Below are 21469 nucleotides of genomic sequence, written 5' to 3' on the forward strand. Positions count from 1 at the left end.
TCATATCCCGGTCGCGGGCGCGGCAAAACCCTGCATGAAGGCGCGGATGTCGCGGGTGGCCTGCGCCCGTGCTGCCGGGTCGAACTCCAGCGGCGAGAGCGACGAGCGTTCGCGCTGGTCGAAGCCGTGATTGATGCCGGGATAGGTGATGACGGCCAGATGCGCGCCCTGCGCGACCAGATCCTCGCCCATCCTCTGGCAATCGGCGGAATCGGTGATCGAATCCAGCTCGGCCAGCAGCATCAGCCCCTGCACATGGCCGGGCCACGGTCCCTTGGCCGCGCCGTTCAAGAGGCCGCAATAGGGATAAAGCAGCACCACCGGGCCAAGCGGCGCGGCCAGGCTGCCGCGCGGCGCGGGCCAGGCGGTCAGGCCGGGCGGCGGCTCGTCCTCGCCGAGCGCGCGCAGCAGTTCCATCACCGTCCAGCCGCCATGCGAGGCGCCGAGCAGCGCCACATCCGAGGCGTCGATGCCCGGCATCCGCCGCAGCGCCGCCAGCGCCACGGCCAGGTCTCCGGCGCGCTCGGCCCCCGGCAGCACCTGCCCGGCGCAGAGCGCCCGCCAGGCCTGCGCCTTGTCCAGCAGCCGCGGCGCATGGCTGTCCAGGATCAGCGCCGCCCGGCCCATGGCCACGAATTGCTGCGCCCAATAGTCCATGTTGTCATGCACGCCGTCGCAGCCCGACAGCAGCACCGCGGCGGGATGCGGGCCGGGACTGTCCGGCCGCAGGATGCGCCAATGCGGTTCCAGCCGGGCCAGCCGCTCGGCCGGGGTCTCGGTCGCGGGCTGCCAGCCGGCATAGTTGCGCGCCGTGTTCAGCGCCAGCGCCAGGGCCACCAGCCCCAGCAGCGCCGCCGCAAGGATCAGCCGTTTGCGCATCCGAGTCGCCCTTCCTGGCCGCAGATCGCCTTGAGCCGTTCGGTATCGGCCGCCGTCCAGCCCGCGGGCGCGGTGACCGCCACCCAGCCGTCGATATAGTCGCGGGCGTGATAGCTATGGCCGAAGCCCGGCGGCGCCGAGGTCGAGACCAGCATGTCCACCGCCAGCTGCAGCTGCGTCACCACCGGGGTAAAGCGCAGCCGGGGCGAGACATCGGGCGCCGGCGCCTCGCGCATCCATTCCGGCGCCCGCCACAGCGAGGCCGGATCGTAGAACACGATCGGATCGCTGGCATATTGCAGGAACAGGATGCGCAGCCGCCCCCAGGGCCGGCCGATGCGGTCGGGCGGCGCGTATTGGCTGGCATAGCGGATCACCTCGCCCTCATCCAGCTCGGGCAGGACGAAGCGGCTGCCGGGCTGGCGCGCGCCGTTGGCCTGCCGCCACAGGGTCGAGGTAAAGGGCGGGCCTACCCAGAAGGCGCCGGCGACCGGCTCGTTCATCATCTGGAACGGGTTGAAGGCATACATGGACGACCAGGCGCCCAGCGAGATGCCGTGCAGATACAGGCGCGGCCGCCGGTCCGGGGGCTGGTGGCGCCAATGCTCGTAGACCGCGCGCATCAGCGCCGTGGTCTGCTCGAGGCCGGATTCGGTCTCGAAGATCAGCGCCAGCGGGCTTTGCAGATAGGAATATTGCACCGCTACCGTCGCCACGTCGCCGCCATGCATGTATTCCAGCGCGTCATAGCTGGCCGGGTCCATCCAGCCGGTGCCGGTGGGGCTGGCCAGCACCAGCACCTTGCGCTCGAAGGCGCCCACCCGCAGCATCTCGTCCAGCGCCAGCCGGGCGCGGGCCTCGGGGCTCTTGTCCTGGGCCAGGCCGACATAGATGCGCAGCGGCTCCTTGGCCGGGTGGCCGGTGAAGCCCGAGATGGCGCGGGCGCGCGGCCCGCCCAGCACGAAGTCGCGCCCCGGCTTGCCCATCAGCTCCCAGTCGATGCCGGACGCGGCCGAGCCGGGCTGCCAGGATTCGGCGGGTGCTGGCACGCTGGGATCGGTCAGGTGCTGGGCCGCGGCATAGGAACTGTCGGCGATGCGCATCGCCCCGTTCACCACCCCGTCGCGGGTCAGCGTCACCACGATCAGCGCCGCCAGCAGCAGGCCCAGCACATTGGCGCTGCGCACCGGGATATAGCGCGCCAGCCGCAGCCGCAGCAGGTCGAACAGCGCCTGGATCGCCTTGCCGATCACGAACAGCGCCAGGAACACCGCCAGCGCCAGGGCCAGCATCTTGGCGGTATTGTTCACCTCCAGGTCCGGCATGCCCATGCGGGCGCGGATGCTGTTCTGCCATTCGCCCGACAGGATCACCCCGCGGCCCAGCAGGACCAGCACCGGCACCGCCAGGACCGCATGGGCGATGCGCGCCGGCCGGCCCCGCAGCACCGGCAGTTCCAGCGCCCGCCACAGCGCCAGCAGGAACTGGGTCATCACATAGCCCGCCGCCATCGAGACACCGGCCAGCACGCCCTGCATCAGCCAGTCCCTCGGGATCAGCGAAGGCGTGAGCGAGGCGGCGAAGAACAGCAGACCGGCAAGAAGGGGCAGCACGGAAAACATCTCTGGCCTGGCGTCCCTCGGGCTATGCCCGCACGGGCGGCGGGCAGGTGGCAGCGGGAAAGGGCTCCGGCCCCAGGATGCACAGGGGGCGGGGCCTGTCGGAGGGCGCGTTCCCTCCGCCCGTTCGCCCCCGAGGTTAAGGGGGCGGGGCGGCAAAGAAAAGCGCTTGCCGTCGCGGTCCCCTTCCCGCGCCCCGCGCCGCACCCGGCTCCTTGCGTGCAGAAAGCCCGAGCTTCACCCGCTGGTGAAGGCGGGTCTGGGCTTCGGTCGTGTCGCGCTCGGTCCTGACGCTGATGCCCGTCATTGAAAATCCCCCGTTTCAGCGCGATATTCGTGGCGTGGGCGAGCCAGACAGGTGATGTGTCCAGATAGCCCTCCGCGCGACGGTCGGATCACCCCGGCCGTCATTTTCGTTTCCAGCGCGATTTCCCGCCGCGCCTGGATACCATTGGCGTCGGGGATGCCCATGCGGTCCTGCTGCGCCAGGCAGATCGTGACAGGTTCCCACCCCCGCTCACCGCGCGCAGAAAACCCTCGTCCTCCAGCGCCGCGCCGGCGGGCAACTGCCCCGGCCGCTTGCGCAGAAAGCCCTTTCACCGTTTTCCAAATACCCCTGCGGCCTTGCACTCTCCCCAGCGCGCCCAAATGGGGCGACAGCGGTTCCAGCTAGACCCGCGCTGTGCGTGGCGCGCGATCCGGTCAGCGGCGGGCCAGCTTGGCCGATTTCGCCACCAGCATCTTGCGGCGCAGGGGCGAAAGGTGATCGACATAAAGCCGCCCGTTCAGGTGGTCGATCTGGTGCTGCACCGAGGTCGCCCAGAGGCCGACGAAATCCCGCTCCTCGATCTCGCCATCGGCATTGAGGAAACGCACGGTGACGGCGCGCGGCCGCTCGATCCGGGCCGAGACGCCGGGCAGGTTCGGACTGGCCTCCTCATGGGCGCGCAGCTGCACGCTGGCGTGCAGGATCTCGGGATTGGCCATGCGCAGGGCCTGGCCGCGCTTGTCGGATGCGTCCACCACCGCCAGACGCTGCATGATGCCGATCTGCGGCGCGGCAAGGCCGACGCCGGGCATCGCCTCCATCGTGTCGATCATGTCGTCCCAGATCATCCGCACGGTCTCGGTGATCGCGGGAACCGGCTCGGCCGGCATGTGCAGGCGGCGGTCGGCATAGGGCAGGAAGGGGCGGACGGTCATCGGGGCGGCCTTGTCAGGGATGGCCGCCCGGCTACCACGGCGGGGAATGAAGGTAAATCCGGCCCGGACTGTCCACCCGCCGCGAATCGCGCCGGACATGGAAGGCGCCCTGCCCATAGGCACGCCATTCGTCGTGGGACGGCTGGCATCCTTCGCGGCGGCGGGCCAGCCGCCGGCCGAGCCAGAGGCCGGCGAGAAAGCAGAGAATCTGGGACAGCGGGAACAAGCGGCGACTCCGGCGGCGGCATCTGCTCCCCCGGTCTATCGCGAAACGGTTAAGGCCGGCTTAACGCACGGTGGAATCCCGGCCGTCCAGCGCATCGAGGATCAGCCGGCCGTCCAGATGGTCGGCCTCGTGCTGGGCGATGCGGGCCTCGATGCCGGCCAGGGTCAGCAATTGCAGCGTCCCCATCAGGTCGAAGCAGCGCATCGAGACCGTCACCGGCCGGCTTACCGCAGCCGGCCGGCCGGGGATCGAGAGGCAGGCTTCCTCCAGGGTCTCGACCATGCCGCCCAGGGGCAGGATTTCGGGGTCGAGAACCACGCGGGGCAGGGGCGCGCCGGCCTTCCAGCCGTGATCCATGACGAAGATGCGCCAGCACTCGCCGATCTGCGGCGCGGCCAGGCCGCGGCCGCCGGCGTCATACATGGTCGCCAGCAGGTCGGCCGCAAGCTGCGAAAGCGCGTCCCAGCCCAGCCGCCCCACCGGCGCGCAGACCTGGCGCAGCGCCGGGTGGGGATGGACCAGGATCGGGCGGATGCGCCCGCGGGCGGCCAGCGCGGCGGGGTCGGGCCCCCTGGACGCCTGCGCGGCATCCTGGCCCGACAGGGGCTCAGGCACGGCCGCGCTCGCGCTTAAGCTTGACCATCTTGCGGGTGATCATCTGGCGCTTGATCGGGCTGAGGTAGTCGATGAACAGCTTGCCGTCGAGATGGTCGATCTCGTGCTGGGCGCAGGTGGCCCAGAGCCCCTCGAAATCCCGCTCATGCGTCTTGCCGTCCAGGCCGAGCCAGCGCACCTTGACCTCGGCCGGCCGCGTCACGTCGGCATATTGCTCGGGGATCGACAGGCAGCCTTCCTCGTAGGTGTTCAGCGCCTCCGAGCGCCAGGTGATCTCGGGGTTGACCATGACGATGGGGTTGCGCGGCGCCTCGGGATCCTTTTCGCAATCCATGACGTAAAGCCGCGACAGCACGCCCACTTGCGGCGCGGCCAGACCCACGCCCGGCGCGTCATACATGGTGGCCAGCATGTCGGCGGCCAGGGTCTCGATCTCGGGGGTGATGCGGGCCACGGGCTCGCAGGGCTTCTTCAGCCGCGGATCGGGGTGGAGGATGATGCTGCGCAATGTCATGACCGTGATCTAGGGCAAGCCTTGGCCTTGCGCAACAAGCCGCTATGCTGCCCCCGAACAGAAAGCGCCCGAACGGAAAACGAGGGGAAACCATGGTCCAGCCCGATTTCGACGAGATCATCGACCGCACCGGCACCCATTGCTCGAAATGGGACGACATGCAGGCGATCTACGGCGTTTCGCCCCAGGACGGGATCGCGATGTGGGTCGCGGACATGGATTTCCGCCCGCCGGCCTCGGTGCAGCGCGCGGTCGAGGCGATGGCGGCGCATGGCGTCTATGGCTATCCCGGCGCCAACCCGGCCTATCTCGAGGCGATCCGCTGGTGGATGGAGACACGCCACGGCTGGCAGATCGAGCCGGACTGGATCCTCTCGGCGCATGGGCTGGTCAACGGCACGGCGGTCTGCGTCGATGCCTTCACCCGGCCGGGCGACCGGGTGATCGTCATGACCCCGGTCTATCACGCCTTCGCCCGCGTCATCCGCGCGTCAGGCCGCGAGGTGGCCGAGTTCCCGCTGGCCATCCGGGATGGGCAGTATCGCATGGACTGGGAGGGCTGGCGGAAGCTGCTGACCGGGCGCGAGCGGATGCTGATCCTGTGCTCGCCCCACAATCCCGGCGGCAGGGTCTGGAGCGCCGAGGAACTGCGCGAGGTCGCCGATTTCTGCGCCGCCCATGACCTGATCCTGGTCTCGGACGAGATCCACCACGACCTGGTCCTGCCCGGCAGCCCGCGCCATTCGGTGCTGGCGACCGTCGCGCCCGAGGCCGCGCCGCGGCTGGTGACGCTGACCGCCGCCACCAAGACCTTCAACATCGCCGGCGCCCATATCGGCAACCTGATCGTGGCCGACGAGGGGCTGCGCAAGCGCCTGCAAACCCGGTTGATGGCCCTGGGCATCTCGCCCGGCCTGTTCGGGCCGGGCATGGTCGCCGCTGCCTATTCGCCCGAGGGCGCGGCCTGGGTCGATGCGCTGGTGGCCTATCTGGACGGCAACCGGCGGTTGTTCGACGAGGGCGTGAACATCATTCCCGGCCTGCGCTCGATGCCCTTGCAGGCGACCTACCTCGCCTGGCTCGACTTCTCGGGCACCGGCATGGAGCGCGCCGAGTTCACCCGCCGGGTCGAGCATGGCGCCCGCATCGCCGTCAACCACGGCGGCAGTTTCGGCACCGGCGGCGAGGACTTCCTGCGCTTCAACATCGCCACGCCCCGCGCCCGGGTGGCCGAGGCCGTGGCGCGGCTGCAAGAGGCGTTCCGCGACCTGCAATGAGACGGCTGGGCGGGCTCTTCTCGGTGCTGTGCCTGGCGGCGGTGCTCTGGGGGCTGTGGCTGATCTGGGCGCCGCAGCCCGCGCCCGTCCCGGTGCCGCAGCCGCCGGCGGCCGGCTGGCACTGGCCGCGCCTGCCCGATCTGCGCCTGCCCGAGTTCCGGCTGCCGCGCATCACCCTGCCGCCGGTCTTCCAGCGCCCGCCGGCAAGGCCGGAGGCGCCCATCGCCTCGCCGGTCCAGCGCATCCTGGTCGAGAAATCCGCCCGCCGCATGACGGTGTATCAGGAAAGCGGCCCGCCCCGGACCTTCCGCATCGCCCTGGGCTTCGCGCCCGAGGGCGACAAGAGCCGCGAGGGCGATGGCCGCACGCCCGAGGGCATTTTCCGCATCGACCGGCTGAACCGGCAAAGCGCCTATCACCTGTCGCTGGGCATCGACTATCCGCAGCCCCGCCACCGCGAGGCGGCGCGCCGGCTAGGCGTCAGCCCCGGCGGCGACATCATGATCCACGGTCAGCCGAACCAGCTGCCCGACGGCTTTCGCGTCAAGGGCGACTGGACCGCCGGCTGCATCGCCGTCGACAATGCCGAGATCGAGGAGATCTTCGCCCATGCCCGCATCGGCACCGAGGTCGAGATCCGGCCCTGAGCCGTGACGCGGCGCGACGCCTTGCCGCAGCCCTTGCCCAAGGATAAGGCAGGGGCATGACGTTTCACCGCTACGCCCCGCATCTGCGCGCGACGCTCGCGCTCGGGCTGCCGCTGGTCGGCAGCCACCTGGCGCGCATGGCCATCCATGTCGCCGATACCGTCATGGTCGGCTGGTACGGGGTCGAGGAGCTGGCGGCGCTGGTTATCGCCGTGTCCTTCTTCAACATCCTGTTCTTCCTGGGCATGGGCTTCGGTATCGGCGTCATGGGGCTGATCGCCACCGCCATCGCGCGGGGCGACGAGGTCGAGGTGCGCCGCTCGGCCCGGATGGCGCTGTGGCTGTCGCTGGGTTTCGCCGTGGCGGTGATCCCGGCCATGTGGCATTCCGAGCCGATCCTGCTGGCCATCGGCCAGGAGCCGGTGGTGGCGCGGCTGGCGCAGGACTACCTGCGCATCGCCGGCTTCGGCCTGATCGCGATGCTGTGCCAGCTGACGCTCAACAGCTACCTGGCGGCGATGGAGCGGCCGCAGGTGGTGCTGTGGATCACGCTGGCGGGTCTGCCGCTGGTGATCGTGCTGAACTGGCTGCTGATCTTCGGCAATCTGGGCGCGCCGGAACTGGGGGTGCGGGGCGCCGCCATCGCCGCCATCGCCGTGCAGTTTTCGCAGCTTCTGGCGATCGCCGCCTATGCGGCCTGGCTGCCGGCGGCGCGCAAATACCAGCTGTTCCGGCGCTTCTGGCGCCCCGACTGGGCGGGGATGCGGGCGGTCTTCGTGCTGGGCCTGCCCATCGGGCTGACCATGGTGGCCGAGGGCGGGCTTTTCGTCGGCTCGAACGTGATGATGGGCTGGATCGGCACGCGCGAGCTGGCCGCGCACGGAATCGCGCTGCAGCTCGCCTCGCTGACCTTCATGCTGCATCTGGGCATGTCGAATGCCGCCACCGTGCGCATCGGCCAGGCCAAGGGCCGGGGCGACGGCCGCTGGATGCGCGACGCCGGCGTGACGGTGACCGCGGTTTCGGTGGTGATCGCCGCGCTGGCCATGGCGGCTTTCGAGCTGTTCCCGCGCCAGCTGGTCGGGCTCTACCTGGATGCCTCGGATCCCGAGACCCCGGCCATCGTCGGGATCGCGGCCGGACTGCTGTTCTATGCCGGGCTGTTTCAGCTGACGGATGCGATGCAGGTGATTGGGCTGGGGCTGTTGCGCGGGGTGCAGGACACGCGCGTGCCCATGGTGATCGCGGCCATCAGCTATTGGCTGGTAGGCATCCCGGTGGCCTACGGGCTGGCCTTCGTCGCCGGGATGGGCCCGGCCGGCCTGTGGCTGGGGCTGGTCGCGGGGCTGAGCCTGGCCGCGGTGCTGCTGATGCGCCGCTTCTGGCGCGGCTTCGCGCGCGGGGACTGGACCCGCGAGGCGCGCGCGGTCTAGTCTGACGCGGCAAGAGATCGAGAGGTTCGCCATGCGCCCGGTTTTCGTCCAGTTCCGCTGCTCGCCCGGCAAGACCTACGAGGTCGCCGATGCGATCTATGACCGCGAGATCGTCAGCGAGCTTTACTCGACCTCGGGCGATTACGACCTCTTGGCCAAGATCTACGTGCCCGAGAACCAGGATGTCGGGCATTATCTCTCCGAAAAGCTGTTCGACATCCCGCATATCGTGCGCACGCTGACGACGATCACCTTCAAGGCGTTCTAGGGGCAAGGCTTTCCAGGGGGTGTCCCCGCCGCGCCTGCTGCGCCCTGGGGCTTCGCCCCGTTCGTCGCTGAAAAAGGTCCGGCGGACCTTTTTCCGGGCGCTCCTCACCCCCCAGGATATTTGTCCAAGGAAGAAGCCGGCAGGCCGGCGCGGCCCTTGCGCAGGGGCGGAGTTTGGGGTTTCTGTGGCGCCATGATGCGCTTTCGCTTTGCCCCCATTCCCGCCGCGCTGCCCGCGACCGTTCCCTTCACCGGCCCCGAGACGCTGGAGCGCCGCCGTGGCGCGCCGTTCCGCGCCCGGCTGGGCGCCAACGAGAACGGCTTCGGCCCCTCGCCCAGGGCGGTCGCGGCCATGGCGCGGGCGGCGGCGGAGGTCTGGAAATACGGCGATCCCGACACCCACGACCTGCGCCATGCGCTGGCCGCGCATCACGGCGTCGCACCCGAGAACATCATGGTCGGCGAGGGGATCGACGGGCTCTTGGGCCTGCTCGTGCGGCTGATGGTGGCGCCGGGCGAGGTGGTGGTCAGTTCGGACGGGGCCTATCCGACCTTCAACTATCACGTGGCGGGTTTCGGCGGCCGGCTGGTCAAGGTGCCCTATCGCGACGATGCCGAGGATCCCGAGGCGCTGGCCGCCGCCGCGCATCGCCATGGCGCGCGCCTGGTCTATCTGGCGAACCCCGACAACCCGATGGGCAGCTGGCATCCCGGCCGGCGCATCGAGGCCATGCTGGGCGCCCTGCCCGAGACGAGCCTGCTGGTTCTGGACGAGGCCTATGCCGAATTCGCTCCCGCCGATGCCATCCCCCGCATCGAGCCCGAGGACGCGCGGGCGATCCGTTTCCGCACTTTCTCCAAGGCCCATGCCATGGCAGGGGCGCGGATCGGCTATGCCATCGGCCCGGCGGAACTGATCGCCGGCTTCGACCGCATCCGCAACCATTTCGGCATCGGCCGCATCGCCCAGGCCGGCGCGCTGGCCGCGCTGGAGGATCGCGACTGGCTGGCCCATGTCCTGGCCGAAACCGCCGCCGCCCGCGCGCGCATCGCCGCGATCGCGCGCGAGAACCGGCTGGAGGCGCTGCCCTCGGCCACGAATTTCGTCGCCGTCGACTGCGGCCGCGACGGCGCCTTTGCCCGCGCCCTGCTGGATGCGCTGGCGCAGGAGGGCATCTTCGTGCGCATGCCCGGCGTTGCGCCGATGGATCGCTGCATCCGCGTCTCCTGCGGCCCCGAACCCGAGATGGCCGCCTTCGCCGAGGCGCTGCCCAGGGCGCTCAGGGCGCTGGCCTGAGCGTTTCACCGTTTCACAAATACCCCTGCGGCCGCGCCGCCGGCGGCGGTCAGTCCAGGGGAAGCGCCGTGGTCGCCTTAAGCTCTTCCATCGAGAGAAGCGCCGTGACGTTATGGATCCTCACCTCGGAAATCAGCGCCTGGTAGAAGCGGTCATAGGCCCGCGCATTGCGCACCCGCACCTTCAGGATATAGTCGATGTCGCCGGCCAGCCGGTGCGCCTCGATCACCTCGGGGCGGGCGCGCACCGCGGCCAGGAAGCGGCGCGCCCAGTCCGGGTCGTGCTCGCTGGTGCGGATCAGCACGAAGAAGCAGGCGTCGAGCCCCAGCGCATCGGGGTCGAGCAGCGCCACCTGGGACCGGATCACCCCGGCCTCGCGCAGCTTGCGAATCCGGTTCCAGACCGGGGTCTTCGAGGCCCCCACCCGTGCCGCGATGTCGTCGAGCGACAGCGTGGCGTCCTCTTGCAGCAGGGACAGGATTTTGCGGTCGGTGTCGTCCAGCCGGATGGGAGTTTGCCTGTTGTCGCTCATTGTGAAACCTCGTCCTTGCTGCGCGGCTGACATGCGGAGATGTTTCTTATTTTTCTGCCCCACTCGTCAATATGGGGGATTTTTTTCTATATAGATGCCAGAGGAAACGAAAGGCAAAGGCCATGTCCAAAGGCTTCACCCCATCCCCCGCGACCCCCGGCGTCATCACCGCGAATGACCTGCGCATGGGCCATTGCGTGTGGATGCGCGATGGCAAGTGGACCGCGGACCCCCGCGAGGCCGAGCTGTTCGAGGACGAGGCCATCGCCGAACTGGCGCTGCTCGACGCAACCTCTCAGGCCCATCTCGTCGTCGGCCCCTACCTGGTCGAGGCGAAGCGCGGCGCCGACGGCCGCCCCGAGCCGGCCCATTTCCGCGAGGCGTTCCGCCGCAGCGGCCCGACCCACAAGCATTTCCAGCAAGCCGAGTTCGAGGCCAGCAATGTTTGACGCGCGTCCCCAGCACAACGACCAGCATCGCGAATACCTGCGCCACCGCACGCAGCAGTTTCGCCAGCAGGTCCAGCGCCGCCTGGACGGCAGCCTGACCGAAGAGGAATTCCGGCCGCTGCGGCTGAAGAACGGCGTCTACCTGCAGCTGCATTCCTACATGTACCGGGTGGCGATCCCCTATGGCGCGCTGACCCCGGACCAGCTGCGCATGCTGGGCCATGTGGCCGAACGCTGGGACCGCGGCTATGGCCATTTCACCACCCGCACCAATATCCAGTTCCACTGGCACAAGCTGGTCGACATCCCCGATTCCATGGAGGCGCTGAACTCGGTCGGCATCCACAGCATCCAGACCTCGGGCAACACCATCCGCAACGTCAATGCCGACGCTTTCGCCGGCGCTGCCGACGACGAGCTGGAGGATCCGCGCCCCTGGGCCGAGCTGATCCGCATCTGGTCCACCGACCATGCCGAGTTCCAGTTCCTGCCGCGCAAGTTCAAGATCTCGGTCTCGGCCGGCAAGCAGGACCGCTCGGCGGTCTCGGCCTATGACATCGGGCTGCGCATCGTCGAACAGGACGGCGCGCGCGGCTTCCAGGTCTGGGTCGGCGGCGGGCTGGGCCGCACGCCCTATCTGGGCCAGGTGATCCGCGATTTCCTGCCGCAGGCCGACCTGCTGCCTTACCTGGAGGCGATCCTGTCGGTCTACAACCTGACCGGCCGGCGCGACAACAAGTGGAAGGCGCGGATCAAGATCACCGTGAACGAGCGCGGCCTCGACGTGTTCCGGGCCGATGTCGAGGAAGAGTTCAAACACCGCCGCCGGCAGTTCTCGGGCCTGGACCAGGAGATCCTGCGCGAGTTGCGCGCCCGGTTCGCGCCGCCGGAATTCCGCGATGCCCCGGTCGAGGGCTATGAGGCGGCGCGTGCCGCGAACGGCGCCTTCCGGGCCTGGACCGACAGCAACCTGCATCCGCACCGCGTTCCGGGCTATGCCAGCGTCATCGTCACGCTGAAGGCGCCGGGCGCCACGCCGGGCGACATGAGCGCCGAGCAGATGCGGCTGGTCGCCGACCTGGCCGAGCGGCTGGCCCATGGCGACATCCGGGTGAACCACGACCAGAACCTGGTGCTGCCGCATGTGCGCAAGGCCGACCTGCCCGAGCTTTACGCCGCGTTGCGCCAGGCGGGGCTGGCCACGGCGAATTTCGGCAAGATCACCGATATCATCTCTTGCCCCGGCATGGATTACTGCACCCTGGCCACCGCGCGCTCGATCCCGATCGCGCAGGACATCGCCGCGCATTTCCGCGCCCGCGGCCTGGAGGACGAGATTGGCGAGATGAAGATCCGCATCTCGGGCTGCATCAACGCCTGCGGCCATCACCACCTGGGCCATATCGGCATCCTGGGCCTGGACCGGGCCGGGGTCGAGAACTACCAGATCACGCTGGGTGGCGACGGCTACGAGACCCCGACCCTGGGCCAGCGCGCCGGCGCCGGCTTCCCGGCGGACGAGGTGGTGCCGGCCATCGACCGGCTGATCGACGCCTACCTGGAACTGCGCGAATCGCCCGAGGAGCGTTTCATCGACGCCTATCGCCGTCTGGGGGTGGCTCCGTTCAAGGCGGCGCTGTATCCGGCCGATGCTTGATCAGGCGCTGGATGCCCGCGCGGCGCGGCTGAACGACCGCTATCGCCACCACGCGGCGACCGAGGTGCTGCGGCGCGCCCTGCGCGACCCCGACCTGGGCTCGACCACGCTGGTTTCCAGTTTCGGGGCGGAATCGGTGGTGCTTTTGCACATGGTCTCGGTGGTGGCGCCGGGAACGCCGGTGCTGTTCATCGACACGATGATGCTGTTCCAGGAGACGCTGGACTATCAGCTGGAAGTGACGGAACGGCTGAAGCTGACCGATGTGCGGGTGATCCGCGCCACCGAGCGCGAGGTGGCGCTGAACGACCCGGACGGCACGCTGCACCGGTTCAACACCGATGCCTGCTGCGATTTCCGCAAGACCGTGCCGCTGGAGCGCGAGCTGTCCAGGTTCGACGCCTGGATCACCGGCCGCAAGCGCTTCCAGGGCGGCGAGCGCCAGCAGCTGGAGTTCTTCGAGGCCGAGCCGCCGTCGCGGCTGCGCATCAACCCGCTGGCCCATTGGCGTCCGCAGGACGTCCAGGACTACATGGCCGAGAACAACCTGCCGCGTCACCCGCTGGTCGCCAGGGGCTATGCCTCGATCGGCTGCGCGCCCTGCACCTCGCCGGTCAAGCCGGGCGAAGACCCGCGCGCCGGCCGCTGGCGGGGCAGCCAGAAGACCGAATGCGGCATCCATTTCATCGGCGGGCGCATGGTCCGCACAGGAGCGAAGGCATGAGCGATTTCATTCTGGTCCGCGATGACGGCTTCCACCCCCATGACGGGGCCGAGCCGGTCACCCTGGCGCCCGATACGAGCCTGGCCGATCTCGAGGCCTATCTGGCGCATGACCTGATCGCCATCGACTTTCCGGCCATGACCGACGGGCGCGGCTTCTCGCTGGCCCGCATGCTGCGCCAGAAGGGCTACAAGGGCCGGCTGCGCGCCGTGGGCAAGCTGATCGCGGACCAATATGCCATGGCCCGCCGCGTCGGCTTCGACGAGGTGCAGATCCCCGCCGCGCTGGCCGAGCGCCAGCCGCAGGACCAATGGCTCTATCGCGCCGATTGGCGCGACTGGGACCATCGGTCGCGGCTCGCCGGCTGAAACCTGGGGTTTCGCCCCGTCCTCCCATGCATTAGATAGACCGGGAATCCCGAATATGACACTGGATCTTTCCGTGGACCTTGCCGCCAAACCCGCCAAGACGCTGCCCGACGCCCAGACCGTGACCTCGGTCAGGCACTGGACGGACCGGCTGTTCTCGTTCCGGGTGACGCGGCCGGCCAGCCTGCGCTTCCGCTCGGGCGAATTCGTGATGATCGGTCTGCCGGACGACAACGGCAAGCCGATCCTGCGCGCCTATTCCATCGCCTCGCCCAACTGGGACGAGGAGCTGGAATTCTATTCGATCAAGGTGCCGGACGGGCCGCTGACCTCGCGGCTGCAGAACATCCAGCCGGGCGACCAGATCATCCTGCGCCCCAAGCCGGTGGGCACGCTGGTGCTGGACGCGCTCCTACCCGGCAAGCGGCTGTGGTTCCTGGCCACCGGCACCGGCATCGCGCCCTTTGCCAGCCTGATGCGCGACCCCGAGACCTATGAGCGCTACGAGCAGGTGGTGATGATGCATACCTGCCGCACCGCCGACGAGCTGGCCTATGGCCGCGAACTGGTCCAGAACCTGCGCCACGACCCGCTCTTGGGCGAGCTTTACGGCGAGGAATTCGCCAGCCGGCTGCTGTATTACCCGACGACGACGCGGGAAGCGACGCAATACACGGGCCGGATCACCGACAACCTGACCTCGGGCAAGGTGTTCGCCGACCTGAACCTGCCGCCAATGGATGCGGCAAATGACCGCGCCATGATCTGCGGCAGCCTGGCCTTCAACACCGATGTGAAGGCGGTACTGGAAGGCTTCGGCCTGCGCGAGGGCGCCAACAGCGATCCCAAGGAGTTCGTGGTCGAGAAGGCCTTCGTCGGCGACGGCATCTGACGCCGCAGCCGGGGGCTTTGCGCCCCCGGACCCCCGCAGGATATTTGGACAAGAAAGAAGCCCGGCGTTGACAGTTCGCCGGGCGACGCCCATGTTCCGGCGCCGAATCAAGCGAAGGAATCTTCATGCCCGTCGTCGTCGTTGAATCACCGGCCAAGGCCAAAACGATCAACAAATACCTGGGCGACGACTATACGGTTCTGGCCTCGTTCGGGCATGTGCGCGACCTGCCGCCCAAGGATGGCAGCGTCGATCCCGAGGCGGATTTCGCCATGAAATGGGAAGTGGCCTCGGAATCCAGGAAGCACGTCAAGGCGATCAAGGATGCGCTGGCCTCGGACCCGAAGCTGATCCTGGCCACCGACCCCGACCGCGAGGGCGAGGCGATCTCCTGGCACCTGCTGGAGACACTGGCGCCGGCGCTGAAGAAGGGCGCCGAGGTCAGCCGCGTCACCTTCAACGCCATCACCAGGAATGCCGTGACCGAGGCCATGGCCAATCCGCGCCAGATCGACCAGCCGCTGGTCGATGCCTATCTGGCGCGCCGGGCGCTGGACTACCTGGTCGGCTTCAACCTGTCGCCGGTCCTGTGGCGCAAGCTGCCGGGCGCCAAGTCGGCGGGCCGGGTGCAGTCGGTCGCCCTGCGCATCATCGTCGACCGGGAAATGGAGATCGAGGCCTTCAAGGCCCGCGAATACTGGTCGGTCCATGCCCGGCTGGCGACGCCGCGCGGCGACGAATACGATGCGACCATGACTGTCTTCGGCGGCAAGAAGCTGGAACGCTTCGACATCGCCACCGAGGAGCAGGCGAAGCTCGCCGTGGCCGCGATCACCTCGCGCGACCTGAGCGTCGCCAGCGTCGCCGCCAAGCCCGCCAGCCGCAATCCCTGGCCGCCCTTCATGACCTCGACCCTGCAGCAGGAGGCCAGCCGCAAGCTGGGCCTTGGCGCCCGGGCCTGCATGTCGGCGGCGCAGCGGCTCTACGAGGCGGGCCACATCACCTATATGCGGACCGACGGCATCGACATGGCGCCCGAGGCGGTGATGGCGGCGCGCGATGCCATCAAGGCGCGGTTCGGGGCGGAATACCTGCCGAAATCGCCGCGCATGTACAAGAACAAGGCCAAGAACGCGCAGGAAGCGCATGAATGTATCCGGCCGACCGACATGATGCTGTCGCCGGACCGCCTTCCTGTCGCCGACAAGGACCAGAAGGCGCTTTACGACCTGATCTGGAAGCGGACCCTGGCCAGCCAGATGGAATCGGCCCGCATGGAGCGCACCACGGTCGAGCTTGCCTCGGCCGACGGGCAGGTGGGCCTGCGCGCCAATGGCCAGGTGATGCTGTTCGACGGCTTCCTGCGGGTCTATGATCAGGGCCGCGACGACGAGGAGGACGAGGACGGCCGCCGCCTGCCGCTGATCCACGAGGGTGAGACGGCCGAGAAGCGCGCGGTCACCCCCGAGCAGCATTTCACCCAGGCCCCGCCGCGCTATACCGAGGCCACGCTGGTCAAGCGCATGGAGGAACTGGGGATCGGCCGGCCCTCGACCTATGCCTCGATCATCGGCACGATCCAGGACCGCGACTATGTCCGCAAGGAGCAGAACCGCCTGATCCCCGAGGACAAGGGCCGGCTGGTCACCATCTTCCTGCAGAAATACTTCCCGCGCTATGTCAGCTACGACTTCACCGCCAACCTGGAGGGGGAGCTCGACGACATCTCCTCGGGCGAGCGCGCCTATCGCGAGGTGTTGCGCCGTTTCTGGCGGGATTTCACCGCCGCGCTGGAGGGCACCAGCGAGCTGCGCATCTCCGAGGTGCTGGAGGCGATCGACGAGGCGCTGGCGCCGCATCTCTACCCGCCGCGGCCCGACGGGTCGGATCCGCGCGAATGCCCGCTGTGCCACAAGGGACGGCTGCATCTGAAGACGGCGCGCTCGGGCGGGGCCTTCATCGGCTGCTCGATGTATCCCGATTGCCGCTTCACCCGGCCTATCAGCAGCCCGGATGCCGATGTGGTGGGCGATACCGTGCTGGGCGTGGACCAGGGCGACGAGATCAGCCTGAAGAACGGCCGCTTCGGGCCTTACGTCCAGCGTGGCGAGGCGACGGCTGAACAGCCGAAGCCGCCGCGCGCCTCGATCCCCAAGGGCTGGGATCTGGCCTCGGTCGACCTGGAGCGGGCGCTGGCGCTCTTGTCGCTGCCGCGCGAGATCGGCCTGCATCCCGAGGACGGCGTGCCGGTCGAGGCCGGCATCGGCCGCTACGGCCCCTATGTGAAGCATGGCGCGAAATACGCCAACCTGCCGGACGTGGACGAGGTCTTCACCATCGGCATGAACCGCGCGGTCGAGGTGCTGGCCTCGAAGCAGGTGCGGGGCAGGGCGGCTGCCGCCGCGCCGTTGGCGGAACTGGGCGAGCATCCCGAGGGTGGGCCGGTGCAGGTGATGAGCGGCCGCTATGGCCCCTATGTCAAATGGGGCAAGGTCAATGCGACGCTGCCCCGTGACCTGGAGCCCGGCGCGGTCACGCTGGAGCGCGCGCTGGAGTTGATTGCCGAGAAGGCCGCGAAATCCGGCAAGAAACCGGCGAAGAAGGCTGCCGCGAAAAAGCCCGCCGAAAAGAAGACCGCTGCCAAGAAGCCGGCTGCGGCCAAGGCGAAGAAGGCCGGCTAAGACGCCCGGCTGCGCGGCTGCGTCATGGGTATTTGAGGAACGAAGAAGCGGCGATTGCGCTGAAAATCGGGTGCTGCACAGGTCTTCTCTGTTCTTCAAATACCCATGACACGAGCGGGACGCTGGCGCGGCGCCGCGGTTTTGGCTTTTTGATCCGAGCCGTTCTGCTGCTAGGCTCGACCCGCAAGGGTTGAGTGGAGGGCGCCATGAAGGAACGAATCGTGGGGATGGGTCGGGTGTCGGCCGTCGTGCTGGCCGGCTGCATCGCATTTCCAGCGGCAGCGCAGGAGGCCGCGATCTTCGACGTGATGGACCGGATCCATCCGGTCTGGGCGGAAAGCGGCATGGTCTCGGCGCAGGAGCGGCTGGCAGCCGAGATCGGCCGCGACATCATGGCCCAGGGCGGCAACGCGGTCGACGCGAGCGTGGCTGTGGCCTTTGCCCTGGCCGTCACCCTGCCGCGTGCCGGCAATATCGGCGGCGGCGGCTTTATGCTGGTCCATGATGCCGAGACCGGCCAGACCCATGCCATCGACTATCGCGAGATGGCGCCGCAGGGCGCCTCGCGCGACATGTTCCTGGACGCGGCGGGCGAGGCGGACAGCGAGAAGTCGCTTTACAGCGGCGCGGCCTCGGGCGTGCCGGGGACGGTGGCGGGGATGAAGCTGGCGCTGGACAAATACGGCAGCATGGACTGGGCCGAGGTCATCGCCCCGGCGATCCGGCTGGCCGAGGAGGGGATCACCGTCACCCCGGAGCTGGCCGACAGCATCGAGGCCGAGCGCGAGCATCTGGAGAAGTTTCCCTCGAGCGCCGCGATCTTCTTCAAGGAGGGTGGGGCGGCCTATCGGCCCGGCGACCGGCTGGTGCAGGCCGATCTGGCCGCGACGCTGAAGAAGATCGCCGCCGAGGGGCCGGACGGATTCTACAAGGGCGAGGTGGCCGAGGCCATCGCCCGCGCGGTGCAGGAGGCCGGCGGGCTGATCACCGTCGAGGACATGGCCGCCTACAAGCCTGTCGAGCGCGAGCCGGTGCGCGGCAGCTATCGCGGCCATGACATCGTCTCGATGCCGCCGCCCTCGTCCGGCGGGGTGCATCTGATCCAGATCCTGAACGCGCTGGAAGGCTATCCGATCGGGGCGCTGGGGCAGAACTCGGGCGAGACGATCCACCTGATGGCCGAGGCGATGAAGCTGGCCTATGCCGACCGCTCGGAATATCTGGGCGATCCGGATTTCGTTGAGGTGCCGGTGGCGGCGCTGACCAGCAAGGATTACGCGGTCGAGATGCGTCGCAAGATCAGCGCCGATTTCGCCACGCCCTCGGTGATGATCAAGCCGGCCGATCTCGCGCCCTACGAATCCGACCAGACCACGCATTTCTCGGTGGTGGACAAGCAGGGCAACGCGGTCTCGAACACCTATACCATCAACCTGAATTACGGATCGGGCCTGGTGGCGGCGGGCACCGGCGTCCTGATGAACAACGAGATGGACGATTTCTCGGCCAAGCCGGGCGTGCCCAATGCCTTTGGCCTGGTCGGGGGCGATGCCAATGCGGTCGAGCCGGGCAAGCGTCCGCTGTCCTCGATGACCCCCACCATGGTGCTGAAGGACGGCAAGGTCTGGCTGGTTACCGGTTCGCCCGGCGGTGCACGGATCATCACCACGGTCCTGCAGGTGGTGATGAACATGATCGACCACGGCATGAACGTGGCCGAGGCCTCGACCGCGCCGCGCATCCATCACCAGTGGCTGCCCGACGAGCTGCGGGTGGAAGAGGGCATCAGCCTGGACACCATTCGCATCCTGCAAGGCAAGGGGCATGGCGTCGCGGTCAAGGAGGCGATGGGCTCGACCCAGTCGATCATGCGCGACCCGGCGACGGGCACGCTTTACGGCGCCTCGGATCCGCGCCGGCCGGACGCGGCGACGCTGGGCTACTGAGCCAGGTAATCGCGCAGGGCGACGGCATTGTTGTGCTCGGTGTCCCTGGCGCCGTAGAGCAGCGTCACCGGGCCCTTGCGGATCAGCGCCCGCAGCTCGCGCAGGGATTCGGGATTGGCATCCAGTTCCGCAGCATAGCGGCGGCGGAACTCGGGCCATTTCTCGGGGTCGTGTCCGAACCAGTGGCGCAGGTCGTCCGAAGGCGCGATGTCCTTGAGCCAGAGATCGGCCCCCAGCGTCTCGCGGCTGATCCCGCGCGGCCAGATGCGGTCCACCAGCACCTTGCGCCCCTCATGCGGACGGGGCGGATCATAGGCGCGGCGGAGAAAGATGTCGGTCATGGCAAGCCTCTTTTGCAAGGGAAATTCCCGGACGGCCCGGCGGGTTCCCTGCCGGTCGCCGGGGGTTCCGCGCGGGCGGGACCATGGTTTCTCGGGGCGGCGAGCCGGCAAGGGCGGTGCCGGCGGGTGTGGGCCGTCCTTGCGGGCATGGGCAAGGGGGGCGGGCTCGCGCCGGCAGGAAAGCCGACTGAAATACCCCGCGATCCGGCGCCGGGGCGCGCGGTTTTGTCGCGTTGCAGGGGGCGCAAAGCCGGCCTGACGCCGGGTGGCACCGTTGACCATATCCGCGACCGGGGATAAACGGACCTTAGCCAAACCCATCGCGGGACGCCAGTCGGGTTCCTGCGAGCGAAAGGGAGCCCAACCCAGTGGAATACCTGCTGCAAGAATACCTGCCGATCCTGGTTTTTCTGGGAATGGCCTCGGCGCTTGCCATCGTGCTGATTCTGGCGGCCGCGGTCATCGCCGTGCGCAACCCGGACCCGGAAAAGGTCAGCGCCTATGAATGCGGCTTCAACGCCTTCGACGACGCGCGGATGAAATTCGATGTCCGTTTCTACCTGGTGTCGATCCTGTTCATCATCTTCGACCTGGAAGTCGCGTTCCTGTTCCCCTGGGCGGTCAGCTTTGCCAGCCTGTCGGACGTGGCTTTCTGGGGCATGATGGTGTTCCTGGCGGTCCTGACCGTGGGCTTTGCCTATGAATGGAAGAAGGGGGCGCTGGAATGGGCGTGATGACCGGATTGAATACCGCCGGTGCCGACCGCGACGTCGCCACGGCCGAGCTGAACCGCGAGTTGCAGGACAAGGGCTTCCTGCTGACCACGACCGAGGACATCATCAACTGGGCCCGCAACGGCAGCCTGCACTGGATGACCTTCGGCCTGGCCTGCTGCGCGGTCGAGATGATGCAGACCTCGATGCCGCGCTATGACCTGGAGCGTTTCGGCACTGCGCCGCGTGCCTCGCCGCGCCAGTCGGACCTGATGATCGTCGCGGGCACGCTGACCAACAAGATGGCGCCGGCGCTGCGCAAGGTCTATGACCAGATGCCCGAGCCGCGCTATGTCATCTCGATGGGCAGCTGCGCCAATGGCGGCGGCTACTATCACTATTCCTATTCGGTGGTGCGCGGCTGCGACCGCATCGTGCCGGTGGACATCTATGTTCCCGGCTGCCCCCCGACCGCCGAGGCGCTGCTCTACGGCATCCTGCAACTCCAGCGCCGCATCCGGCGCACCGGCACGCTGGTGAGGTGAGCCATGTCCGAAGCCCTCTCTGACGCCGCCCTGCTGGAACTGGCCGAGCATATCGCGCTGCGCCGCGGAAACGACGTGATCTCGACCCAGGTCGCCTTCGGCGAGCTGACGGTGAACGCGACGCTCTCGGGCGTGATCGGCCTGATCGAGTTCCTGCGCAACGATCCGAACTGCCGTTTTTCCACGCTGATCGACATCACCGCTGTGGACAACCCGGCACGGCCGGCGCGCTTCGACGTGGTCTATCACCTGCTGTCAATGTATCAGAACCAGCGCATCCGGGTGAAGGTCCAGGTGCGCGAGGACGAGCTGGTGCCCAGCCTGACCGGCGTCTTCCCCGGCGCCGGCTGGTATGAGCGCGAGGTCTTCGACCTGTTCGGCATCCTGTTTTCGGGCCATGCCGACCTGCGCCGCATCCTGACCGATTACGGCTTCCGCGGCCATCCGCTGCGCAAGGACTTTCCCACCACCGGCTATACCGAGGTGCGCTGGAGCGACATCGAGAAGCGGGTGGTCTACGAGCCGGTGAACCTGGTTCAGGAATACCGCCAGTTCGACTTCCTGTCCCCCTGGGAGGGCGCGAAATACGTGCTTCCGGGCGACGAGAAGGCGCCGGAGGCGAAGAAGTGACCGCAGCCGCGCAG

General features: G+C 68.4%; 23 protein-coding genes. 15 read left to right on the top strand and 8 right to left on the bottom strand.

Translation table 11 applies throughout. The features are described from left to right. From ACDP63_RS13965 to def (ACDP63_RS13990), 6 genes are all read right to left on the bottom strand, one after another. Positions 1-879, bottom strand: coding sequence for a dienelactone hydrolase family protein (locus ACDP63_RS13965; protein ID WP_024843189.1), 879 nt, complete (start codon positions 877-879; stop codon positions 1-3). After that, complete coding sequence (locus ACDP63_RS13970) at positions 864-2501, bottom strand: alpha/beta hydrolase (protein WP_024843188.1); 1638 nt, start codon at positions 2499-2501, stop codon at positions 864-866. The genes ACDP63_RS13965 and ACDP63_RS13970 overlap by 16 nt, the downstream gene beginning before the upstream one ends. A 300-nt stretch (positions 2502-2801) precedes the next feature. Further along, a complete protein-coding gene (locus ACDP63_RS13975; RefSeq protein ID WP_155984336.1) occupies positions 2802-2969 on the bottom strand; it encodes a hypothetical protein in 168 nt (55 codons plus the stop codon). Positions 2970-3200: 231 nt separating this feature from the next. After that, complete coding sequence (gene def / locus ACDP63_RS13980) at positions 3201-3701, bottom strand: peptide deformylase (RefSeq protein WP_024843187.1); 501 nt, start codon at positions 3699-3701, stop codon at positions 3201-3203. Between the two features lie 286 nt (positions 3702-3987). After that, the gene (locus ACDP63_RS13985; RefSeq protein WP_024843186.1) at positions 3988-4542 is read right to left on the bottom strand and encodes a peptide deformylase; all 555 of its coding nucleotides are present in this window, start codon (positions 4540-4542) and stop codon (positions 3988-3990) included. Continuing rightward, entirely contained in the window at positions 4535-5056 is a 522-nt protein-coding gene (def, locus tag ACDP63_RS13990; RefSeq protein ID WP_024843185.1) for a peptide deformylase, read from the bottom strand. The genes ACDP63_RS13985 and def (ACDP63_RS13990) overlap by 8 nt, the downstream gene beginning before the upstream one ends. Before the next feature lie 92 nt (positions 5057-5148). On the opposite strand from def (ACDP63_RS13990), the gene ACDP63_RS13995 reads away from it, so the two are divergent. The 5 genes from ACDP63_RS13995 to ACDP63_RS14015 all read left to right on the top strand — a co-directional run bounded on the left by ACDP63_RS13995 (position 5149) and on the right by ACDP63_RS14015 (position 9977). Then, the gene (locus ACDP63_RS13995; protein ID WP_024843184.1) at positions 5149-6333 is read left to right on the top strand and encodes a MalY/PatB family protein; all 1185 of its coding nucleotides are present in this window, start codon (positions 5149-5151) and stop codon (positions 6331-6333) included. Then, positions 6330-6980 (top strand): murein L,D-transpeptidase family protein, encoded by a 651-nt coding sequence (locus ACDP63_RS14000; protein WP_024843183.1) that lies wholly within the window; start codon positions 6330-6332, stop codon positions 6978-6980. Before ACDP63_RS13995 ends, ACDP63_RS14000 begins: the two co-directional genes overlap by 4 nt. A 56-nt stretch (positions 6981-7036) precedes the next feature. Beyond that, positions 7037-8413, top strand: a complete 1377-nt coding sequence (locus ACDP63_RS14005; protein ID WP_024843182.1) for an MATE family efflux transporter — start codon at positions 7037-7039, stop codon at positions 8411-8413. Between the two features lie 31 nt (positions 8414-8444). Next, complete coding sequence (locus ACDP63_RS14010; RefSeq protein WP_024843181.1) at positions 8445-8681, top strand: Lrp/AsnC ligand binding domain-containing protein; 237 nt, start codon at positions 8445-8447, stop codon at positions 8679-8681. A gap of 192 nt (positions 8682-8873) precedes the next feature. Further along, positions 8874-9977 carry a pyridoxal phosphate-dependent aminotransferase gene (locus ACDP63_RS14015; RefSeq protein ID WP_024843180.1) on the top strand — a complete coding sequence of 368 codons (1104 nt, stop codon included), beginning with the start codon at positions 8874-8876 and terminating at the stop codon, positions 9975-9977. Positions 9978-10026: 49 nt separating this feature from the next. On the opposite strand, the gene ACDP63_RS14020 is transcribed toward ACDP63_RS14015, so the two are convergent. Continuing rightward, on the bottom strand, positions 10027-10509 hold the full coding sequence (locus ACDP63_RS14020) for an Lrp/AsnC family transcriptional regulator (RefSeq protein ID WP_028709929.1): 483 nt from the start codon (positions 10507-10509) through the stop codon (positions 10027-10029). A gap of 122 nt (positions 10510-10631) precedes the next feature. On the opposite strand from ACDP63_RS14020, the gene ACDP63_RS14025 reads away from it, so the two are divergent. From ACDP63_RS14025 to ggt, 7 genes are all read left to right on the top strand, one after another. Then, positions 10632-10958, top strand: coding sequence for a DUF2849 domain-containing protein (locus ACDP63_RS14025; RefSeq protein WP_024843178.1), 327 nt, complete (start codon positions 10632-10634; stop codon positions 10956-10958). Continuing rightward, positions 10951-12615: a nitrite/sulfite reductase gene (locus ACDP63_RS14030; protein WP_024843177.1), complete on the top strand. Its 1665-nt coding sequence runs from the start codon at positions 10951-10953 to the stop codon at positions 12613-12615. Before ACDP63_RS14025 ends, ACDP63_RS14030 begins: the two co-directional genes overlap by 8 nt. Next, positions 12608-13339: a phosphoadenylyl-sulfate reductase gene (locus ACDP63_RS14035; protein ID WP_024843176.1), complete on the top strand. Its 732-nt coding sequence runs from the start codon at positions 12608-12610 to the stop codon at positions 13337-13339. Before ACDP63_RS14030 ends, ACDP63_RS14035 begins: the two co-directional genes overlap by 8 nt. Beyond that, positions 13336-13707, top strand: coding sequence for a DUF934 domain-containing protein (locus ACDP63_RS14040; protein WP_024843175.1), 372 nt, complete (start codon positions 13336-13338; stop codon positions 13705-13707). The genes ACDP63_RS14035 and ACDP63_RS14040 overlap by 4 nt, the downstream gene beginning before the upstream one ends. 55 nt (positions 13708-13762) lie before the next feature. After that, on the top strand, positions 13763-14599 hold the full coding sequence (locus ACDP63_RS14045; RefSeq protein ID WP_024843174.1) for a ferredoxin--NADP reductase: 837 nt from the start codon (positions 13763-13765) through the stop codon (positions 14597-14599). Positions 14600-14724: 125 nt separating this feature from the next. Then, a complete protein-coding gene (gene topA, locus ACDP63_RS14050) occupies positions 14725-17280 on the top strand; it encodes a type I DNA topoisomerase (RefSeq protein WP_024843173.1) in 2556 nt (851 codons plus the stop codon). A gap of 206 nt (positions 17281-17486) precedes the next feature. Beyond that, entirely contained in the window at positions 17487-19226 is a 1740-nt protein-coding gene (gene ggt / locus ACDP63_RS14055; RefSeq protein WP_177209311.1) for a gamma-glutamyltransferase, read from the top strand. Here the strand turns inward: ggt and ACDP63_RS14060 are convergent. Beyond that, a complete protein-coding gene (locus ACDP63_RS14060) occupies positions 19220-19567 on the bottom strand; it encodes a DUF488 domain-containing protein (RefSeq protein WP_024843171.1) in 348 nt (115 codons plus the stop codon). The two genes, ggt and ACDP63_RS14060, sit on opposite strands and share 7 nt — an antisense overlap. 368 nt (positions 19568-19935) lie before the next feature. Here ACDP63_RS14060 and ACDP63_RS14065 point away from each other — a divergent pair, with 368 nt between their 5' ends. The 3 genes from ACDP63_RS14065 to ACDP63_RS14075 are packed head-to-tail and all read left to right on the top strand — an operon-like array spanning position 19936 to position 21455. After that, positions 19936-20301 (top strand): NADH-quinone oxidoreductase subunit A, encoded by a 366-nt coding sequence (locus ACDP63_RS14065; protein WP_011748536.1) that lies wholly within the window; start codon positions 19936-19938, stop codon positions 20299-20301. Then, positions 20292-20825, top strand: coding sequence for a NuoB/complex I 20 kDa subunit family protein (locus tag ACDP63_RS14070; RefSeq protein ID WP_024843170.1), 534 nt, complete (start codon positions 20292-20294; stop codon positions 20823-20825). Before ACDP63_RS14065 ends, ACDP63_RS14070 begins: the two co-directional genes overlap by 10 nt. 3 nt (positions 20826-20828) lie before the next feature. Then, the gene (locus tag ACDP63_RS14075; RefSeq protein ID WP_024843169.1) at positions 20829-21455 is read left to right on the top strand and encodes an NADH-quinone oxidoreductase subunit C; all 627 of its coding nucleotides are present in this window, start codon (positions 20829-20831) and stop codon (positions 21453-21455) included. Positions 21456-21469 lie beyond the last annotated feature (14 nt).

Source organism: Paracoccus sp. P2 (assembly GCF_046335115.1).
GTDB classification, from domain to species: Bacteria; Pseudomonadota; Alphaproteobacteria; order Rhodobacterales; family Rhodobacteraceae; genus Paracoccus; species Paracoccus pantotrophus.

What these genes read in the sequence shown, in the direction of transcription:
- ACDP63_RS13965 (WP_024843189.1), bottom strand. Translation starts at nt 879, where the DNA reads ATGCGCAAACGGCTGATCCTTGCGGCGGCGCTGCTGGGGCTGGTGGCC.
- ACDP63_RS13970 (WP_024843188.1), bottom strand. Translation starts at nt 2,501, where the DNA reads ATGTTTTCCGTGCTGCCCCTTCTTGCCGGTCTGCTGTTCTTCGCCGCC.
- ACDP63_RS13975 (WP_155984336.1), bottom strand. Translation starts at nt 2,969, where the DNA reads ATGGGCATCCCCGACGCCAATGGTATCCAGGCGCGGCGGGAAATCGCG.
- def (WP_024843187.1), bottom strand. Translation starts at nt 3,701, where the DNA reads ATGACCGTCCGCCCCTTCCTGCCCTATGCCGACCGCCGCCTGCACATG.
- def (WP_024843185.1), bottom strand. Translation starts at nt 5,056, where the DNA reads ATGACATTGCGCAGCATCATCCTCCACCCCGATCCGCGGCTGAAGAAG.
- ACDP63_RS13995 (WP_024843184.1), top strand. Translation starts at nt 5,149, where the DNA reads ATGGTCCAGCCCGATTTCGACGAGATCATCGACCGCACCGGCACCCAT.
- ACDP63_RS14000 (WP_024843183.1), top strand. Translation starts at nt 6,330, where the DNA reads ATGAGACGGCTGGGCGGGCTCTTCTCGGTGCTGTGCCTGGCGGCGGTG.
- ACDP63_RS14005 (WP_024843182.1), top strand. Translation starts at nt 7,037, where the DNA reads ATGACGTTTCACCGCTACGCCCCGCATCTGCGCGCGACGCTCGCGCTC.
- ACDP63_RS14010 (WP_024843181.1), top strand. Translation starts at nt 8,445, where the DNA reads ATGCGCCCGGTTTTCGTCCAGTTCCGCTGCTCGCCCGGCAAGACCTAC.
- ACDP63_RS14015 (WP_024843180.1), top strand. Translation starts at nt 8,874, where the DNA reads ATGATGCGCTTTCGCTTTGCCCCCATTCCCGCCGCGCTGCCCGCGACC.
- ACDP63_RS14020 (WP_028709929.1), bottom strand. Translation starts at nt 10,509, where the DNA reads ATGAGCGACAACAGGCAAACTCCCATCCGGCTGGACGACACCGACCGC.
- ACDP63_RS14025 (WP_024843178.1), top strand. Translation starts at nt 10,632, where the DNA reads ATGTCCAAAGGCTTCACCCCATCCCCCGCGACCCCCGGCGTCATCACC.
- ACDP63_RS14030 (WP_024843177.1), top strand. Translation starts at nt 10,951, where the DNA reads ATGTTTGACGCGCGTCCCCAGCACAACGACCAGCATCGCGAATACCTG.
- ACDP63_RS14035 (WP_024843176.1), top strand. Translation starts at nt 12,608, where the DNA reads ATGCTTGATCAGGCGCTGGATGCCCGCGCGGCGCGGCTGAACGACCGC.
- ACDP63_RS14040 (WP_024843175.1), top strand. Translation starts at nt 13,336, where the DNA reads ATGAGCGATTTCATTCTGGTCCGCGATGACGGCTTCCACCCCCATGAC.
- ACDP63_RS14045 (WP_024843174.1), top strand. Translation starts at nt 13,763, where the DNA reads ATGACACTGGATCTTTCCGTGGACCTTGCCGCCAAACCCGCCAAGACG.
- topA (WP_024843173.1), top strand. Translation starts at nt 14,725, where the DNA reads ATGCCCGTCGTCGTCGTTGAATCACCGGCCAAGGCCAAAACGATCAAC.
- ggt (WP_177209311.1), top strand. Translation starts at nt 17,487, where the DNA reads ATGAAGGAACGAATCGTGGGGATGGGTCGGGTGTCGGCCGTCGTGCTG.
- ACDP63_RS14060 (WP_024843171.1), bottom strand. Translation starts at nt 19,567, where the DNA reads ATGACCGACATCTTTCTCCGCCGCGCCTATGATCCGCCCCGTCCGCAT.
- ACDP63_RS14070 (WP_024843170.1), top strand. Translation starts at nt 20,292, where the DNA reads ATGGGCGTGATGACCGGATTGAATACCGCCGGTGCCGACCGCGACGTC.
- ACDP63_RS14075 (WP_024843169.1), top strand. Translation starts at nt 20,829, where the DNA reads ATGTCCGAAGCCCTCTCTGACGCCGCCCTGCTGGAACTGGCCGAGCAT.